At 71.3% G+C, this 17883-nt stretch carries 16 protein-coding genes; 7 read left to right on the top strand and 9 right to left on the bottom strand.

The features are described 5' to 3' along the window. Window positions 1-83 precede the first annotated feature (83 nt). The 3 genes from ACFY8U_RS13095 to ACFY8U_RS13085 are packed head-to-tail and all read left to right on the top strand — an operon-like array spanning window position 84 to window position 3633. On the top strand, window positions 84-608 hold the full coding sequence (locus tag ACFY8U_RS13095; protein WP_361436095.1) for a PadR family transcriptional regulator: 525 nt from the start codon (window positions 84-86) through the stop codon (window positions 606-608). After that, entirely contained in the window at window positions 605-1288 is a 684-nt protein-coding gene (locus ACFY8U_RS13090; protein WP_389569278.1) for an ABC transporter ATP-binding protein, read from the top strand. Before ACFY8U_RS13095 ends, ACFY8U_RS13090 begins: the two co-directional genes overlap by 4 nt. Next, window positions 1285-3633 carry an ABC transporter permease gene (locus tag ACFY8U_RS13085; protein ID WP_389569275.1) on the top strand — a complete coding sequence of 783 codons (2349 nt, stop codon included), beginning with the start codon at window positions 1285-1287 and terminating at the stop codon, window positions 3631-3633. The genes ACFY8U_RS13090 and ACFY8U_RS13085 overlap by 4 nt, the downstream gene beginning before the upstream one ends. 53 nt (window positions 3634-3686) lie before the next feature. On the opposite strand, the gene ACFY8U_RS13080 is transcribed toward ACFY8U_RS13085, so the two are convergent. Further along, window positions 3687-4622, bottom strand: a complete 936-nt coding sequence (locus tag ACFY8U_RS13080) for a LysR substrate-binding domain-containing protein (RefSeq protein ID WP_389569729.1) — start codon at window positions 4620-4622, stop codon at window positions 3687-3689. 150 nt (window positions 4623-4772) lie between these two features. Here ACFY8U_RS13080 and ACFY8U_RS13075 point away from each other — a divergent pair, with 150 nt between their 5' ends. Further along, on the top strand, window positions 4773-5327 hold the full coding sequence (locus tag ACFY8U_RS13075; RefSeq protein WP_260229113.1) for a peroxiredoxin: 555 nt from the start codon (window positions 4773-4775) through the stop codon (window positions 5325-5327). Window positions 5328-5333: 6 nt separating this feature from the next. After that, complete coding sequence (locus ACFY8U_RS13070; RefSeq protein WP_137993612.1) at window positions 5334-5867, top strand: alkyl hydroperoxide reductase; 534 nt, start codon at window positions 5334-5336, stop codon at window positions 5865-5867. Window positions 5868-5938: 71 nt separating this feature from the next. Here the strand turns inward: ACFY8U_RS13070 and ACFY8U_RS13065 are convergent, their stop codons facing one another. The 5 genes from ACFY8U_RS13065 to ACFY8U_RS13045 all read right to left on the bottom strand — a co-directional run bounded on the left by ACFY8U_RS13065 (window position 5939) and on the right by ACFY8U_RS13045 (window position 11962). Next, window positions 5939-6640 carry a hypothetical protein gene (locus ACFY8U_RS13065; RefSeq protein ID WP_389569273.1) on the bottom strand — a complete coding sequence of 234 codons (702 nt, stop codon included), beginning with the start codon at window positions 6638-6640 and terminating at the stop codon, window positions 5939-5941. Continuing rightward, window positions 6637-8211, bottom strand: coding sequence for an AI-2E family transporter (locus tag ACFY8U_RS13060; protein WP_389569270.1), 1575 nt, complete (start codon window positions 8209-8211; stop codon window positions 6637-6639). The genes ACFY8U_RS13065 and ACFY8U_RS13060 overlap by 4 nt, the downstream gene beginning before the upstream one ends. A 117-nt stretch (window positions 8212-8328) precedes the next feature. Then, complete coding sequence (locus tag ACFY8U_RS13055; protein ID WP_361668182.1) at window positions 8329-9018, bottom strand: transglycosylase SLT domain-containing protein; 690 nt, start codon at window positions 9016-9018, stop codon at window positions 8329-8331. Window positions 9019-9393: 375 nt separating this feature from the next. Next, window positions 9394-10716, bottom strand: a complete 1323-nt coding sequence (locus tag ACFY8U_RS13050; protein WP_361436079.1) for a PhoH family protein — start codon at window positions 10714-10716, stop codon at window positions 9394-9396. A gap of 484 nt (window positions 10717-11200) precedes the next feature. Beyond that, window positions 11201-11962, bottom strand: coding sequence for an isoprenyl transferase (locus ACFY8U_RS13045; protein ID WP_389569267.1), 762 nt, complete (start codon window positions 11960-11962; stop codon window positions 11201-11203). A 110-nt stretch (window positions 11963-12072) separates the two neighbouring features. Here ACFY8U_RS13045 and mgrA point away from each other — a divergent pair, with 110 nt between their 5' ends. Next, a complete protein-coding gene (gene mgrA / locus ACFY8U_RS13040) occupies window positions 12073-13110 on the top strand; it encodes an L-glyceraldehyde 3-phosphate reductase (protein WP_361596956.1) in 1038 nt (345 codons plus the stop codon). A 456-nt stretch (window positions 13111-13566) separates the two neighbouring features. Here the strand turns inward: mgrA and ACFY8U_RS13035 are convergent, their stop codons facing one another. Beyond that, window positions 13567-13932, bottom strand: a complete 366-nt coding sequence (locus ACFY8U_RS13035) for a helix-turn-helix domain-containing protein (RefSeq protein WP_361668174.1) — start codon at window positions 13930-13932, stop codon at window positions 13567-13569. 107 nt (window positions 13933-14039) lie between these two features. Between ACFY8U_RS13035 and ACFY8U_RS13030 the strand changes: the two genes are divergently transcribed. Further along, window positions 14040-15197, top strand: coding sequence for a winged helix DNA-binding domain-containing protein (locus ACFY8U_RS13030; RefSeq protein ID WP_389569263.1), 1158 nt, complete (start codon window positions 14040-14042; stop codon window positions 15195-15197). Between the two features lie 10 nt (window positions 15198-15207). Here ACFY8U_RS13030 and ACFY8U_RS13025 read toward each other — a convergent pair whose 3' ends face one another. After that, window positions 15208-16809 carry a DUF2079 domain-containing protein gene (locus ACFY8U_RS13025; RefSeq protein ID WP_389569261.1) on the bottom strand — a complete coding sequence of 534 codons (1602 nt, stop codon included), beginning with the start codon at window positions 16807-16809 and terminating at the stop codon, window positions 15208-15210. Window positions 16810-16834: 25 nt separating this feature from the next. Next, window positions 16835-17848 carry a prepilin peptidase gene (locus ACFY8U_RS13020; protein ID WP_389569259.1) on the bottom strand — a complete coding sequence of 338 codons (1014 nt, stop codon included), beginning with the start codon at window positions 17846-17848 and terminating at the stop codon, window positions 16835-16837. Between the last annotated feature and the right edge of the window lie 35 nt (window positions 17849-17883).

Genomic DNA, 17883 nt, shown 5'->3' with positions numbered 1-17883 from the left:
TGTGCGGCGCGGGTCACATCTCGCGTCCCTCCTGGTCAGCGCAGCTATAAACTGTGCGTATACACAGGGTGTAGAGTGACGCCATGTCAATCGGACACACCCTTCTCGGGCTCCTGGAGTCCGGTCCGCGCCACGGCTACGACCTCAAGCGCGCCTTCGACGAGAAGTTCGGCCACGACCGTCCGCTGCACTACGGGCAGGTCTACTCGACGATGTCCCGGCTGCTGAAGAACGGCCTGGTCGAGGTCGACAGCATCGAGGCCGGCGAAGGCCCCGAGCGGAAGCGGTACGCCATCACCGAGGCCGGCGTCACCGACGTCGAGCAGTGGCTGAGCCGGCCCGAGAAGCCGGAGCCGTATCTGCAGTCCACGCTCTACACCAAGGTCGTCCTCGCGCTCCTCACCGGACGCGGCGCCGCCGAACTGCTCGACGTCCAGCGCGCGGAGCACCTTCGGCTGATGCGCGACCTGACCCGGCGCAAGAAGGGCGGCGACCTCGCCGACCAGCTGATCTGCGACCACGCGCTCTTCCACCTCGAAGCCGATCTGCGCTGGCTGGAGCTGACCGCCGCCCGGCTCGACCGCCTCGCCGAGGAGATCCGCCGATGACCGCCACCCCCCTGCTCCGGGCGACCGGCCTGGACAAGGCGTACGGGCCGACCCCGGCGCTCTCCGGCGCCGACTTCGCCATCCGGGCCGGCGAGGTCGTCGCCGTGATGGGCCCCTCGGGCTCCGGGAAGTCCACGCTCCTGCACTGCCTCGCCGGGATCGTCCGGCCCGACGCCGGAACCATCACCTACGACGGGCGCGAGCTGACCGCCCTGTCGGACGGCGAACGCAGCGCCCTGCGCCGCACCGACTTCGGCTTCGTCTTCCAGTTCGGACAACTCGTGCCGGAGCTGACCTGCGTCGAGAACGTCGCCCTTCCGCTGCGTCTGAACGGCGAACGGCGCAGGAGCGCCGAAACCCGCGCCCGGGAGTGGCTGGACCGCCTGGAGGTCGGCGACATCGCCGGCAAGCGGCCCGGCGAGATATCCGGCGGCCAGGGCCAGCGGGTCGCCGTCGCCCGCTCGCTCGTCACCGCGCCCCGGGTCCTCTTCGCCGACGAGCCGACCGGCGCGCTCGACTCCCTCAACGGCGAACGCGTGATGGAGCTGCTCACGGACGCCGCCCGCGACACCGGCGCCGCCGTCGTCCTCGTCACCCACGAGGCCCGCGTCGCCGCCTACTCCGACCGCGAGGTCGTCGTCCGCGACGGCGCCGTGCGCGACACGGAGTGGGCGGTATGAGGCTCCGTACCTGGTCCCGCGATCTGACGCTCGGCGCCCGGTTCGCGGTCACCGGAGGACGGTCCGGCCTGCTCCGCACCCTCCTGACCGCGCTCGGCGTCGGCTTCGGCGTCGCCCTGCTGCTCGCCGCCGCCTCCCTGCCCGGCATGCTCCACCAGCGGGAGGTCCGCGAGGCGACCCGCTCCGTCGACGGCAGCGAGCAGGAGACCGGCCCCCGAGCCGACACGTTCCTCCACCTCGGACAGACCACGACCTACCGCGACCGATCCGTCACCGGGCTCCTTCTGCAACCCGAGGGCACGCAGACCCCTCTCCCGCCCGGCACCTCGAAGCTGCCCCCGACCGGCGAGATGCTCGTCTCGCCCGCGCTCCGCGACCTGCTCGACTCCCCCGAAGGCGCCCTCCTCAAGGAACGGCTCCCCTACAAGGCCGTCGGCACGATCGGCGACGCGGGACTCATCGGCCCGGCCGAACTGCGCTACGTCGCCCACGTCGACTTCCTCACCACCGACAACTACGACGGGCGCGGATCACGCTACGGCTGGTCGGTGCCCGCCGAACCGTTCAACGCATTCCTGATCCTCCTCGTCCTCGTCGCCTCCGTCGTCCTGCTGCTCCCGGTCCTCGTCTTCATCGCGACCGCCGTCCGCTTCGGCGGCGAACAGCGCGACCGGCGGCTCGCGGCGCTCCGCCTCGTCGGCGCGGACACCGCGACGACCCGGCGGATCGCGGCCGGCGAGTCCCTGGCGGGCGCGCTCCTCGGCCTCGCGGTCGGCGTCGGACTCTTCGCCGTGGCCCGGCAGTTCGCCGGTACGGTCACCATCTGGGACGTCAACGCGTTCCCGTCCGACGTCGTACCGATGCCCGCCCTCGCCGCGCTCGTCCTCGTCGTGGTCCCGGTCGCCTCGGTCGTCGTCACCCTCTTCGCCCTGCGCGGCGTGGCGATCGAGCCGCTCGGCGTCGTCCGCTCCGCCGCGCCGCGACGCCGCCGGCTGTGGTGGCGGCTGCTGCTCCTGGCAGCCGGCGTGGCCCTGCTCGTGCCGCTGTTCGGGACGGTGGAGGTGAACCAGACCGCCATCGACACCGTGGGCATCGGAGCCGGCGTCACGCTCGCCCTGATCGGCCTCACCACCCTGCTGCCATGGCTCGTGGAAGCCGGTGTGAAGCGGCTGCACCGGGGGCCGGTGTCCTGGCAACTGGCCGTCCGCAGGCTCCAGCTGAGCAGCGGTACGGCGGCCCGCGCCGTCAGCGGCATCGTCGTCGCGGCCGCCGGCGCGATCGCGCTCCAGATGCTCTTCCAGGCGATGGAGCAGGGGTTCACGCAGGCCACCGGCGAGGACTCCACACGGGCCCAGCTCGTCGCCGAGACCGAGGCGACGACCGGCGACGAGGCCCGGGAGATGATCACCCGCTTCACGCAGACCCCGGGCGTCGGCGGAGTGTCCGGCACGATCACGTCCTACGCGTACCGGCCCGGTGCCCTCGAGGAGGGCGAGGACTTCAGCCCGCTCACCTCGATCAAGGTCGGCGACTGCGCCTCCCTCCGCGAGTTCGCGACGCTGCCCTCCTGCACGGACGGTGACGTCTTCATCGCCCTGGCGCACGGCGCCCAGGGAGGGCCGCCCGACAGCTGGGTCATGGAGACCGCGAAGCCGGGCCGGGCGGTCGCCCTGCGGGACCCGGAGGAGCACAAGGGCACGGTCCCCCAGTGGCGTCTGCCCACCACCACCCGGATCGTGGACTCCCGCCCCGACCCGACGGGCATGTACGAGTTCGGGATCCTCGCCACCCCGTCGTCGATCGACGCGGCCCGGCTCGACGATCCCGCCGCGCTCGCGATGGTCCGGCTCGACCCGGCCGTACCGGACGCCGCCGAGCACGTACGGAACACGGCCGTGGCCCTCGACCCGACCTCGTGGGTGCGCACGCTCAAGAACACCGAGCGGAACGCGCAGTTCGCCAGCGTCCGCACCGGCATCCTCGTGGGCTCCACCCTCACGATGCTCCTGGTGGCGGCCTCGCTCCTGGTGACCACGCTCGAACAGCTCAGGGACCGCAAGCGGCTGCTCTCCTCGCTGGTCGCCTTCGGCACCCGGCGCACCACCCTGAGCTGGTCGGTGCTGTGGCAGACGGCGGTGCCGATCGCGCTCGGCCTCGCCCTCGCCGTGGCGGGCGGACTCGGCCTCGGCGTCGTCCTGCTGAAGATGACGGGGCAACAGGTCCTGGACTGGTGGGTCTTCCTGCCCGTCACCGGGATCGGGATCGCACTGATCGCGGCCGTGACGCTGCTGAGCATGCCGGTGCTGTGGCGCCTGATGCGAGCGGACGGGCTGAGGACCGAATAACCCGTCGAGCGCGTGTACGGCGCATGGGCGCCGGTTCCCGAAACCGGGGGGTTTCAGGAACCGGCGCCGACCACCCGTACCGGAAGACGCCTCATCGCGCCCCGCAGCGCCTCCGCCAGCTCCTCGAACTCCGCCTGCCGGGCCGCGCCCGTGCGCATGGCGAGAGCGACCTGGCGCGAGGGCGCGGGGTCGGTGAAGCAGCCGGTGAACAGGGCCGCGTTGCGCGCCGTCTCGACCCTGACCGCCGTGCGCGGGAGCAGCGTCACCCCCAGCCCGCCCGCCACCAGCTGGACCAGCGTGGAGAGGCCCGCGGCGGTCGTGGTGACCGGCGTCCCCTCCGTACGCCCGGCCTCCCGGCAGATGTCGAGGGCCTGGTCGCGCAGGCAGTGCCCCTCGTCGAGGAGCAGCAGGTTGAGCTCCTTCAGGGCCTCTCGCGGTATGTCGTCCCGGTCGGCCAGCGCGTGGCCGCGCGGGGTGACGAGCACGAAGTCCTCGTCGAAGAGCGGGAGTTCGGTGACGCCGGGCACTCCCAGCGGCACGGCGAGCAGCAGCAGGTCGAGCCGCCCGGCCGCGAGCCCCTCCAGAAGCGAGGAGGTCTGCTCCTCATGGACCTGGAGGTCGAGCTCCGGATACCGCTCATGGACCAGACCCAGCACGGTGGGCAGCAGATACGGCGCGACGGTCGGGATCACCCCCAGCCGCAGCACCCCCGTGAACGGGGCCTGCGCCGCCTCCGCCTCCTCCATCAGCTCCGACACGGCGTCCAGCACACCCCGGGCCCGCACCGCGAGCCGCTCACCCGCTGGCGAGAGCAGCACCTTGCGCGTCGTACGCTCGAGGAGCTGGACACCGAGTGCCTCTTCGAGAGCCGAAACCGCGCCCGAAAGCGCCGGCTGGCTCATACCGATCGCCGCCGCCGCGTCCCGGAAGTGCAGATGCTCCGCGACCGCCGCGAAGGCTCTGAGCTGGGACAGGCTGGGCTGCTTCATACGTCGTGCAGGGATCACTGATAACCACCTTCGATCAACCCGACGCAGTCTAGCTATTTCACTGATCAATGCACTCCGTGCCAGGATGAAGCACGTCCAACCCCTCACGGAAGACCTCAAAAGGGACCTTCCAACTTGCAAGGAGAGCGCGTGCTCACTGTCGGTGACCAGTTCCCCACCTACGACCTGACCGCCTGCGTGTCGCTGGAGAGCGGCAAGGAGTTCGAGCAGATCAACCACAAGTCCTACGAGGGCAAGTGGCGCGTGGTGTTCTTCTGGCCCAAGGACTTCACCTTCGTCTGCCCGACCGAGATCGCCGCCTTCGGCAAGCTGAACGACGAGTTCGCGGACCGCGACGCCCAGATCCTCGGCGCCTCCGGCGACTCGGAGTTCGTGCACCACGCCTGGCGCAAGGACCACGCCGACCTGCGTGACCTGCCCTTCCCGATGCTCGCCGACTCCAAGCACGAGCTGATGCGCGACTGCGGCGTCGAGGGCGAGGACGGCTTCGCCCAGCGCGCCGTCTTCATCGTGGACCCGAACAACGAGATCCAGTTCACCATGGTGACCGCCGGCTCCGTGGGCCGTAACCCCAAGGAGGTCCTGCGGGTCCTGGACGCCCTGCAGACCGACGAGCTGTGCCCGTGCAACTGGACCAAGGGCGAGAACACCCTCGACCCGGTCGCGCTCCTGTCGGGCGAGTGATCCGCCATGGCTCTCGATGAACTCAAGTCCGCCATACCGGACTTCGCCAAGGACCTGAAGCTGAACCTCGGTTCGGTCATCGGCAACAGCGAGCTCCCGCAGCAGCAGCTCTGGGGCACCGTCCTCGCCTGCGCGATCGCCTCGCGCTCGCCGAAGGTCCTCGCGGAGCTGGAGCCGGAGGCCAAGGCCAACCTCAAGCCCGAGGCGTACACGGCGGCCAAGTCCGCCGCCGCGATCATGGCGATGAACAACGTCTTCTACCGGACCCGGCACCTGCTGTCCGACCCGGAGTACGGGACGATGCGCGCCGGTCTGCGGATGAACGTCATCGGCAACCCGGGCGTCGAGAAGGTCGACTTCGAGCTGTGGTCGCTGGCCGTCTCCGCGATCAACGGCTGCGGCCAGTGCCTGGACTCGCACGAGCAGGTCCTGCGCAAGGCCGGTGTCGACCGCGAGACGATCCAGGAGGCGGTCAAGATCGCCTCGGTGATCCAGGCGGTCGGCGTGACGCTGGACGCGGAAGCGCTCATCGCCGAGTAGGGCGAACACGCTCGGCAGGAAGGGCCCCGGGGATTCCCCGGGGCCCTTCCGTCATGTCCTGAGCACCGCCGTCAGGGCTTCTTGAGCGCCGCCATCAGCGTGTTGACGTCCTGGGCGAGCACGGTCTCGATACCGGAGAGGTCGACCTTCTCGGTCTGGACGACCCCCTCGCCCGCGTCCTCGTCCCAGACGACGTTCGCGCTGAGGGAGATCATCAGCTCGACCTGCCCGTCCAGCACGCTCATCTCGGCACCCTCGTCGTCCGGGTGCCGGACGGCGTAGGCGCTCTCCCCCACGCCCTCGATCCGCTCGTAGTCCGACATGGCGGGACTCTCGTGCATCGCCGCGAACTCCGGCCCCGGGTCGGTCACCTTGTGCAGCCGGTACGTGAGGGAGACGCTGTAGCCGGTGTCCGGCGGGCCGAGCGTCACCGAGCAGTGCGCCGTGAGGAGCGCCGCGTGATCCTCCGCCGAGTCCCCGGCGTCCGCGGACTTCGCGCCGAGGACCCCGGTCAGCGCCTTCAGCTCCGCCTTCTCGCAGAGGTTCGCGACGGTGCGGTACCCCCCGAGGTCCGGCCCCTCGTCCCGGCTCCGCTCGTACGCGTAGAGTCCCGCGCCCCACACCGCCGAAGCCACCACCGCGCCGCCGAGCGCCCACAGCCAGGGGCGGCGGGGGCGAGGCGCCCGGGGCTCCGGCGGCTCGGACGGCTCCGGTGTGAGGACCTGGCCGGCCGGGAAGTCGGCCCCGCCCACCAGCTCCGGCTCGGAGATCACGCGTCGCCCCGGTCCTTGGAGCCGGGCGCCGGGGTCGGCGCGACGGCGAACGCGGTCGCGCCGCGCGGCTCCGGGGTACTGAGCAGGGCCTGTTCATGGCTGTACGCGCGCAGGTAGCCGACCACGGTGTTGGTGACGGCGACCAGCGGCACCGCGACCACCGCGCCGCCGATACCGGCGGTCAGTCCGCCGGCCGCGACCGCGAGGACGACGGCGAGCGGATGGACCCGCACCGCGCGGCCCAGGATGAACGGCTGGAGCACATGGCCCTCGATCTGCTGCACGGCCAGCACCACGACGAGGACCATCAGGGCGGTGAACACCCCGTTGGTGACCAGCGCGACCACGACCGCGAGGGCGCCGGAGATGACGGCGCCGACGAGCGGGATGAAGGCGAACAGGAAGATGAAGACGGCGAGCGGGACGGCCATCGGCACGTCGAGGAAGTACAGCCCGAGGCCGATGAAGACCGCGTCGATCAGGGCGACGATCACCGTTCCCCGCACATACGCGGTCAGCGTCCGCCAGGCCCGCGGCCCCGCGCCCGCGACACCGGGACGGGCCTGGGCGGGCACCAGCTTCAGCGTCCACTGCCAGACCTTCTTCCCGTCGTAGAGAAGGAAGAGGGTCGAGAACATCGCGAGCAGTATCCCGGTGATCGCCTCGATGACGACGGTCACGCCCTGGAGCCCCGCGGAGGTGATCTGCTCGGTGTTCGCGCCGATCGTGTCGCTGAGGTTCTTGGCGATGTCGTTGATCTGCTTCTCGGTCACATGGAACGGGCTGTCCAGCAGCCAGCGCTTCAGCTCCTCGATACCGTCCCGGACACGGTCCGAGAGGTTGTCGATGTTGTCCATGACCTGCCAGACCACGAACCAGCCGACAAGCCCCATGATCACGAAGCCGGAGACGGCGGTGACCGCCGTGGCCACCCCGCGCGGCAGACCCATCTTGCGCAGCCGCGCGACGGTCGGTTGGAGCAGGGCGGTGATGAGGAGAGCGGCGACGAAGGCGAGGACGACCAGCTGCACCGAGCTGATCACCTTCATCAGCACCCAGAGGGTGCCGGCGAGCACGAGCAGCCGCCAGCCCGCCTCGGCGGCGACCCGCATGCCCCACGGGATCGCGGCGACCGGGTCCGGACGGGCGGCGACGGCGGGGGCGTAGTCGGGGGGCGCCGGTACGGAGACGGCCGCGGCGCTCCGCTGCGGCGCCCGCCGCTTCCCGGGCCACCGCTCGGCACCCCGGCCGGCCTCGCGCCCGGGTTCGCCGCCGGGTTCGCGACCGGCACCGGACGCGGGTCCGGACGAGGACGCGCCCTTGGCGAACCGGTCACCGCCGGACGCCGACTCGGGTGCTTCCTCCGGGCCGTGGCCCGTGGCCGCTTCGTCGCCACGCTCCGGCCCGTCGCCGTGCCTGCCATCTGCGCCGGAGCCGCCGCCGGGCGTGGCCGCGTCGCCCGCGCCCAGGTCGTGCGCGCGCTCGGCGCGGGCACGGCGCTCGTCCAGGCGTTCGCCCATGCGGCTGAGCTCGTCGCCCAGCCGACTCAGCCATCCTGGCAGTCTCGACATCTCTTCTTCCCTCTTCCCCCGCTCACTCCCCCCGGGAGCACGTGGGCCCGAACCTACACGCATGCAGCCCCCCACCGTAGGACGGTGAGGGGCTCAGCAGGGTTGAGAGCGCCGGTACTAGTACCAGCGGTTGGCCTGCCAGAAGTTCCACGCGCCGCAAGGGCTGTCGTAGCGGTTGTTCATGTAGTTCAGGCCCCACTTGATCTGGGTGGCCGGGTTCGTCTGCCAGTCGGCGCCGGCCGACGACATCTTCGAACCGGGCAGGGCCTGGACGAGACCGTAGGCGCCCGAGGACGGGTTGGTCGCGCGGTAGTTCCAGCCGGACTCGTGGTCCACGATGTTGCTGAAGCACTGGAACTGCGAGGCCGGGATCATCTGGCGAGCGATCGCCTTGACCTCGGAGATGGAGTAGGAGCCCTGGGCCGAGAAGCTCGACGCGTCACGGACGGAAGAACGCTCGGCGCGCTCCGCGGCCTCCTTGCGCTCCTTCTCCGCCTTGTCGGCAGCCTTCTTCTTCGCCTCTGCGTCCTTGGCGGCCTGAACACGGGCCGCTTCCTCCGCGGACTTCTTCATGGCCGAGTCGGCCGCGGCGGCCTGGACGTCCGCCTGCTCCGAGAGCGAGGAGACCTGTACCTGGGCCTGCTCGCCCACGGGAATGTCCGCGAGCAGCGTGGTGTCGGCCGCGGTGGCCTCGAAGTTGTCGCCCGAGGGCTGGGTGTTGCCCGAGGCAACGCCCACGACGGCGCCGACGGTGGTGACCGCAGTGGCCGAAGCCACCGCGAATCCCCGGACCGAGATCCGGCTCACACGGTTTCCTTCCAGCATCGCCCACAGAGGTGACCACGTGGGCGAAATCGTGCCCCTGGCGCTGGTCTCCGAATACTGGGTCACAGAAGACACGGGCCCGTGGTGCTGTGGGCGGCATACGGCGAACGGCTGTTGAGTTGTGTGGTGCAGCACCTCTGGAGGTGCACGTGTGCCGTATGCGGGGCCTGACGGAAGCAAGACTCTGCCGGACGCCGATACCGCAAGGCAATTCTGCGTTGCGTGTGAAAGCTCACACCTCGTAAGTCACAGGAGATTTGGCCGATTCCCCGGACAGCACGACGCCGCCCGGCTAAGCTCCTGCGCTCGGCCGGGCGGCGCCAACTCCCGTACCCGTACGGGATCGTGCGAAACGGGTCAGATCTGAACGTCCTCCAGCATTTCGGTCACCAGGGCGGCGATCTGCGAACGCTCCGAGCGGGTCAGCGTGACATGCGCGAAGAGCGGATGCCCCTTCAGCTTCTCGACCACGGCGACGACTCCGTCGTACCGGCCGACCCGGAGGTTGTCGCGCTGCGCGACGTCATGCGTCAGCACCACCCGCGAATTCGCCCCGATCCGGGACAGAACGGTCAACAGAACGTTCCGCTCCAACGACTGGGCCTCGTCCACGATGACGAACGCGTCATGGAGGGACCGGCCCCGGATGTGCGTGAGCGGCAGGACCTCCAGCATCCCGCGCCCGAGCACCTCCTCGATGACCTCACGGCCCGCCACGGCCGAGAGCGTGTCGAAGACCGCCTGCGCCCAGGGGCTCATCTTCTCGGCCTCGCTGCCCGGCAGATAGCCGAGCTCCTGGCCGCCGACCGCGTACAGCGGACGGAACACCATCACCTTCTGGTGCTGCCGGCGCTCCAGGACCGCTTCCAGACCCGCGCACAGGGCGAGCGCCGACTTGCCCGTACCGGCCCGGCCGCCCATCGAGATGATGCCGACGTCCGGGTCGAGGAGCAGATCCAGCGCGATCCGCTGCTCGGCGCTGCGGCCACGGATACCGAAGGCCTCCCGGTCGCCGCGCACCAGCCGGACGTTGCCCTCCGCCGTGATCCGGCCGAGCGCCTTGCCCCGCTCGGACTGCAGGACCAGGCCCGTGTGCACCGGAAGCTCGGCGGCCTCCGGCACGTACAGCGTCTCCTGGTCGTAGAGGATGTCCACCTGATCGGCCGAAAGGGCCAGTTCGGACATTCCGGTCCAGCCGGAGTCCGTGATGGCGAGCTCCGCGCGGTACTCCTCCGCGAGAAGACCGACCGAGGACGCCTTGATGCGCAGCGGCAGGTCCTTGGAGACGACCGTGACGTCGTACCCCTCGGCCTGGAGATTGCGCGCGACGGCCAGGATCCGGGAGTCGTTGTCCCCCAGCCGGTAGCCGGCCGGGAGCACACCGGGGTCCGAATGGTTCAGCTCGACACGCAGGGTGCCGCCCAGCTCCCCGATGGGGAGCGGCGAGTCCAGGCGCCCGTACCGGACCCGGAAGTCGTCCAGGAGGCGCAGGGCCGCCCGGGCGAAGTAGCCGAGCTCGGGATGGTGCCGCTTGGCCTCCAACTCGGTGACCACGACGATCGGGAGCACGACCTCGTGCTCGTCGAACCGTGACACGGCGTTGGGGTCGGCCAGCAGGACGCTGGTGTCGAGTACATAGGTGCGCCTGTCGGACAAGCGGCGCTTAGTGCTGGTCACCACGGAAGGACAGACCCCCTTTGACGACCCCTGAGAGGTCGGGGCGCGACGGAAGCGGTGTCGCTGCGGGATGGGACCGGGCTCTGGCCACGATGCGCGGGCCGAGCTCCGGCCCTCCGCTCCGTCCGTACATGTCCTGCACGGTCGTCCTGGTGCAACGGGCCTCCCGGGTGGCGGTCTCCGTGCCGCTCACTCTGGAAGGGGTATTCCCTCGAAGACCCTCAGCCATGCCATGGCATATGACGACGTGTTCGTGAACAGAGTCGAACGTCCGGTGATCGTCCCGCGACGGAACCCGCTCTTCCGGGCTTTCCCGGTCTTCCCGGGCTGCCGCCGTACTGCGGGCGTACCGCATCCGTACTGCGTGCGTACCGCATCCGCATTGCGTCCGTACAGCGTCCCGTACTGCTTGCGTACCGCTTCCGGGCGTACGGGCCCGCTTCCTGGCGTACGGGGCCGCTTCCGCTTCCGTACCGCCGCGCTCGCGTCAGGTGCCGTAGCGGCGGTGACGGGCGGCGTAGTCGCGCAGCGCCCGCAGGAAGTCGACCTTACGGAAGGCCGGCCAGTGGACCTCGCAGAAGTAGTACTCGGAGTGCGCGCTCTGCCACAGCATGAAGCCCGACAGACGCTGCTCACCACTCGTACGGATCACCAGGTCCGGGTCCGGCTGGCCGCGCGTGTAGAGGTGCTCCGAGATGTGTTCGACGTCGACGATCTCGGCGAGCTCCTCGAAGCTCGTCCCCTTCTCCGCGTGCTCCAGGAGCAGCGAGCGGACCGCGTCCGCGATCTCCTGACGGCCTCCGTAGCCCACGGCGACGTTCACGAGTATCCCCGTGTTGCCGTGCGTGGACTGCTCGGCCTCCTTCAGCACGGACTGGGTACGGGCCGGCAGCAGGTCCAGCGTGCCCACGTGGTGCACACGCCACCGGCCGTCGGAGGCCAGGGAGCGCACCGCACCCTCGATGATGGAGAGCAGCGGGACGAGCTGGTCCTCGGGCCTGTTCAGGTTGTCCGTCGAGAGCATCCAGAGCGTGACGACCTCGACGTCGGTCTCGGCGCACCAGCCGAGCAGCTCCTGGATCTTGTCCGCGCCGGCCTTGTGGCCCTGCTCGGGGGTCCCACCGGAGGCCTTGGCCCAGCGCCGGTTGCCGTCGAGGATGACACCGATGTGCTTGGGCACCTGGCTGTGGTCGAGGCGGCCTTCCACCCGGCGTGCGTAGAGCCCGTACACCAGGTCGCGCAGGTTCACTGTTCTTAACCCCTCCATGCTGCGGCGGTCCCCGAAGCCGACACATTACTGCGGACGGGTAACAGGCTCCCAGCCCGGGACTGTCACAAGTCCGTGATAAGCAGAGATACGTGACTGATTCCCCGATCTACCGCGCCTCGGCGGACCGCTACGAGCACATGGAGTACCGCCGCACGGGCCGCAGCGGACTCAAGCTCCCCGCCGTCTCCCTCGGCCTCTGGCACAACTTCGGCGACGACCGCGCGCTCGACACGCAGCGCGCGATCCTGCGCCGCGCCTTCGACCTCGGCGTCACCCACTTCGACCTGGCGAACAACTACGGGCCGCCGCCCGGCTCCGCCGAGCTTAACTTCGGCAAGATCTTCGCCCAGGACTTCGCCCGGTACCGCGACGAGCTCATCGTCTCGACCAAGGCGGGGTACGAGATGCACCCCGGCCCGTACGGCGAGTGGGGCTCCCGCAAGTACCTGATGTCCTCGCTCGACGCCTCCCTGAAGCGGATGGGCCTCGACTACGTCGACATCTTCTACTCGCACCGCTTCGACCCGCACACCCCGCTGGAGGAGACGATGGGGGCGCTCGCCTCCGCCGTCCAGCAGGGCAAGGCGCTGTACGTCGGCGTCTCGTCCTACAACAGCGAGCAGACGGCCGAGGCCGCGCGGATCCTCAAGGACATGGGCGTCCCGGCGCTCATCCACCAGCCGTCGTACTCGATGATCAACCGCTGGACCGAGGAGGACGCCCTCCTCGACACGCTGGAGGCGGCCGGCATGGGCTGCATCTCCTTCGTGCCGCTGGCCCAGGGTCTGCTCACGAACAAGTATCTGAAGGGCATCCCGGAAGGGTCGCGGGCCACGCAGGGCAAGTCCCTCGACCCGAACCTGCTCTCCGACGAGGTGATGCGCCGGCTGCACGGCCTGGCCGGCATCGCCGAGCGGCGCGGGCAGTCACTGGCACAGCTGGCGCTCTGCTGGGTGCTGCGCGACGAGCGGATGACCTCGGCGCTGATCGGCGCGTCCAGCGTCGCGCAGCTGGAGGAGAACGTGGCCGCGCTGGCCGGGCCTCCGCTGACGGAGGCCGAGCTGACGGAGATCGACTCCTTCGCCGTGGACACCGAGGGCACCAACATCTGGGCCGGACGGGGCTGAGGCGCCCCCGCAGGGCGGCCAAGGCGACCGCTGAGGCCATATGAGGCCATACCGGGCTGAGCGACCGGGCTGAGTGGGCCCCGGGCTGTGGGGCCTCGGGCTGAGGCGACCGGGCTGGGGCGGTACCGGGCGGGTGCTACCGGGCCGAGAGGCCGGGAAGCGGGCTGAGAGGCCGGGAAGCGGGCCGAGAGGCCGGGACGGCGGGCCGGGGGAAAGAAAAACGGGCCGGTCCGTGGGGGGGATACGGACCGGCCCGAGGGGGGGTTTCCACCATAACCCTTCAGAAGCCGTGCTGCGTGCCAAGCGGTACCGACGGCCTGTTCCGGATGGCGTCGAGCCCAGTGGGGACAAGGCCAATGGGGCCCGGCGGCGGGTTTACGCCCCGGCGTGGCGGCGGGTTCCGTACCTCCCAAGAGGGACCCTCGACGAAGGGCCCCCGGTTGACGCCGCGGCGGGTCAGACGGCCTCCACGGACCTCTGGGCCTCCTTGGCGGCGAGGATCTCGGCCATGAAGCGCTCGCCCCACTCCCCCAGCGGCAGCAGCGCGGTGTTCAACGCCTCGCCGAGCCCCGTGAGGGAGTACTCCACCCGGGGCGGAACCTCCGGGTAGACCTCCCGGTGGACGACTCCGTCGGCCTCCAGCTCCCGCAGCTGCTGGATCAGCACCTTCTCGCTGACGCCCGTGATCTGCCGCCTCAGCTCCCCGAACCGGGTAGGGCCGTGCGCGTGCAGAGCCCACAGAATCAGCGGCTTCCACTTCCCGCCGACCACGTCGACGGCCGCATCCAGCCCACAGCCGTACGTCAACCGCCCCTTGGCCATGCCAACTCCCCGTCCGTCCCAGCTCTTCGACGCGCCGACCCTTCGGCATCCCGACGTCACGGCCAAGGCGGACAGACCCTGACCTATTCCCGCCCTACCGTCGGACCATGACGACCTCCACCCCACCACAGGTCACCTGGGCGCAGGCCGACGCCCGCAGAATCCATCGGCAGTTCCTGGACGACCCGACGGACGCCCCGCCGGCGGCGGTGGCCGCCGCGATGCTCGGCGCACACGCCCAGGTCCTGTCCGCGGCCGAACTGTCCGTCGCCCTGCGCACCGCCGACGCCACACGGGCCGACGTACGGACCGCCCTCTGGGAGGACGGCACGCTGGTCAAGACGTTCGGCCCGCGCGGCACGGTCCATCTGCTGCCGGCCGCCGATCTGCCGATGTGGACCGGCGCCCTGTCGGCGATCCCCGCCGGAGCGAATCCGATGCCACCGGACGCACGGATGACGGCGGCGCAGACGGACCAGGTCCTGGCCGCCATCGCGGACGCCCTGGCGGACACCGAGCTGACCGTCGACGAACTGACGGACGCGATCGTGGCGCGCACCGGGCCCTGGGCGGGCGACCGGGTGATGGAAGCGTTCCAGGACAAGTGGCCCCGCTGGCGGCAGATCACCCACCTGGCAGGACACCGCGGCGTGCTCTGCTTCGGCCGGGACCGGGGCCGGAAGGTCACGTACACCAACCCCGGCGTGCGCCCGGCGGAGGGAACGAAGGCGCTCGGCGATCTGGTGGAGCGCTATCTGTACGGCTACGGGCCGGCGTCCCCGCAGCACTTCGCGAAGTGGCTGGCGGCGCCGGCCGGCTGGGCGACCGGGCTCTTCACCTCGCTGGCCGAGGCCGGCCGGATCGAGAAGGTGTCCTTCGACGGCGCGACCGGCTGGGTCGTCGCGGGGGACACCGACTTCCCGGACGAGCACCCTGCGCGCGGGGTGCGGCTGCTGCCGTACTTCGACGCGTTCACCATCGCCTCGCAACCACGCGAACGGCTCTTCCCGGGCGCCGCCCGCGACCGGGCGCTGGCGGGCGGCCAGGCCGGGAACTACCCGGTGCTCCTGGTGGACGGCGTCGTGGCGGGCGTCTGGCACCAGCGGCGTTCGGGAAAGCGGATCACGGTGACGGTCGAACCGCTGAAGCGGCTGGGCGCGGCGCGCCTGCGGGAGGTGGAGGCCCAGGCCGAGCGGGTGGCGACGATCCTGGAAGGCCGGCCGGAGCTGGTGGTGGGCACGGTGGCGGTCGGCCCGCACGCCTAGGCCCGCACGCCTAGCGGGCGCGGCGCAGGAGCGTCACACCGTCACGGGCCGCCACGACCTCGTACGCGTGCGACTCCTGCGCCGCCCTCAGCTCCCTCTCCTGCTGCTCCTGCGGGTACGGCCAGGGGCCGCTCTGCTGGGGCCAGGCCTCCGGCGGTACGGCGTCGTAGACGATCCAGTCGGCAGTCGGGGCGGGCAGCGGGCCGGTCTCCCGAAGGTCGAGGCGGGTGTCCACCGGGAAGGTCGGAAAGATCACCACCTTGCAGCGCGAAGTGAGCTGCGGGGCCAGCCGGTTGGACGCGGCGACGGTGGCGCCGTCCGGGATGCGGGCGAGCAGCGCGCGGGCGGCCTCGATGTGCGGCGTGGTCCGCCAGGTGGGCCGCTGGACGAGCTGGGCCAGCGGGAACGACGGGATCATCACGACGGTCACGGCGAGAACGACGGCGAGCGAGCCGCGGACGTTCCGGGCGGATACCGCAGGGGCGGATACCGCGTGCGCGGACGACGCTGGGGTGGGCGGGGGGTTGGCGGACGGGGGGTCGGAGGACTCGGGGTTGGCGGACGGAGTCCCCGCCGCCTGTCGCTCACGGCCGAGGACGTCGATCAGGCCGGCGAAGACGACCGGCATGAGGATCGCGCTGTAGTGGTACGCCGTGCCCCAGTGGAAGGAGTTCTCCGAGAACATCCGCCAGGCGAGCGTGGGCACCGCGATCAGCGACAGCGGGGAGCGCAGGGCGAGCAGCGCGGACGGGGCGAAGACCAGGACCAGGGTCATCGCCTTGATGTCGGGGCGCAGGGCGTCGAGCGGGGCGTGGGCGAGGGTGGAGAGCAGCGAACCGTGCCCGTCGGAGAGGTGCCCGCCGTGGGCGTACGCGCCTCCGGGGTTGAACGCGGGCAGCAGCAGCTTGATCTCGACCAGCGAGCCGAGGACGCCGACGGCCGCCGTGGCGATCCCGAGCCGCTTGGGCCCCTTGACGGCGATGTAGATACCGACGGCCGCCAGGGTGAGCCCGAGGTCCTCCTTGACGAGCAGGAGGGGCGCGGCCCAGGCGACGGCGGCGCCCCAGCGCCGGCGGCCGAGCGCCTCGAGCGCGAACGCGAGCAGCGGAACGGCGAGGGCGACCTCGTGGAAGTCGAAGGCGGCGGCGGAGGCGATGCCCCAGCTGAGCCCGTACCCGGCGGCGACCACGTGCGCGGCCCGGGCGCCGAGCACGCGCCTGGCCCAGCGCGCGAGGGGGACGACGGCGAGGGCGAGGAGGGCGGACTGGGCGACGAGCAGACAGAGGGGCGAGGGCCAGAGACGGTACAGAGGGGCGAGGGCCGCGAGGAGGGGATGGAAGTGGTCGCCGAGGAGATGGAAGCCCGGGCCGCGCAAGGGGACGACGGGGGCGCGGAGTTCGGCATAGGCGCGGACGGCCTGCTCGAAGATGCCCAGGTCGTAGCCGGTGGTCCGCAGGAGCTGGTGGCGGCGTACGGCGACGGTCGCGTACAGGAGACACAGGGCTGCGGCCCACGCCCAGGGGAGGACGGCGGGCCGCCGGTACCAGGGGGCGGGGGCCGGAGTGGCCTCCCGCTGCGACACCACGGGCAGTTCGTCAGTCATTGTCCGCATGTGTCTGGATGCTAGGCCGCGGACCTCAGGGGGAGGCGGAGAGCGCGCCGAGGACCAGCCCGACCAGGGCGCCGCCGATCATGAAGGGCCCGAAGGGGATCGCGGACTTCCGGCTCCCGCGCCGCGCGAGGACGAGACCGAGCCCGTACAGCGACCCGGCGAGGAAGGCCGCGAACGTACCCACGAAGAGGATGCCCCAGCCGTACCAGCCGAGGGCCGCGCCGAGGGAGAGAGCGAGCTTGACGTCACCGAGGCCCATACCGCTCGGCCGGATCAGGAACAGCACGAAATACCCGGCACCCAGGGAGAGTCCGCCGAGCAGCGCGTGGAGCCAGGAGCCGGCGTCGTACGGCAGGAGCTCGGCGCCGAGCAGCAGCAGCGGAGTGGCGGCGGCGAGCGGGAGCGTGAGCGGGTCCGGCAGCCGGTGCACGCGCACGTCGACGGTGGCGAGGAGCACGGCGAACGGCGCGAGGAGCAGCCAGACGCCGAGCTCGGGGCGGGGCCCGGTGACGGCGGCGAGCGCGGCACAGGCAAGGGCGGTGAGGACCGGCGCGACGACGCACCGCCCCCCGACCGGAACGGGGTCCGCGGCTGGAGCGGGCGCGGTGGCTGGAACGAGGTTCGTAGCTGGAGCGAGGTTCGTGGCAGGGACGGGGTCCGTGGCTGGAACGGAGTCCATGGCCGGAGCGGAGTCCATGGCCGGAGCGGAGTCCGTGGCTGGAGCGGGGCCCGTAGCCGGAGCGGAGTCCGTGGCTGGAGCAGGGCCCGTAGCCGGAGCGGAGTCCGCGGCTGGAGCAGGGCCCGTAGCCGGAGCGGAGTCCGTGGCTGGAGCGGCGACCGGCCTGCGGGCGGTCGCGCAGGCCGCGCACGCCGGGGCGCCGAGCCAGCCGCGCGCCGGGCCGGCCAGTTCGTGGCCCGCCTCGCAGCGGTCACGCCACGGCTCCCCCGGCTCGACCGAGAGCCGGTACGCGGCGCGCGGCACGAGCAGCCCGGTGGCGGCACCCCACAACGCGGCGACGGCGATCAGCGTGACGAACACCCGCCGCACCCTACCCAGACCCACCGCTACCGTCT

It is taken from the genome of Streptomyces sp. NPDC012508 (assembly GCF_042902595.1).
In the GTDB taxonomy this organism is placed as follows: domain Bacteria; phylum Actinomycetota; class Actinomycetes; order Streptomycetales; family Streptomycetaceae; genus Streptomyces.
Note: the sequence above shows the minus strand (reverse complement) of the source record. Positions and strands in the feature narration are given on the sequence as shown.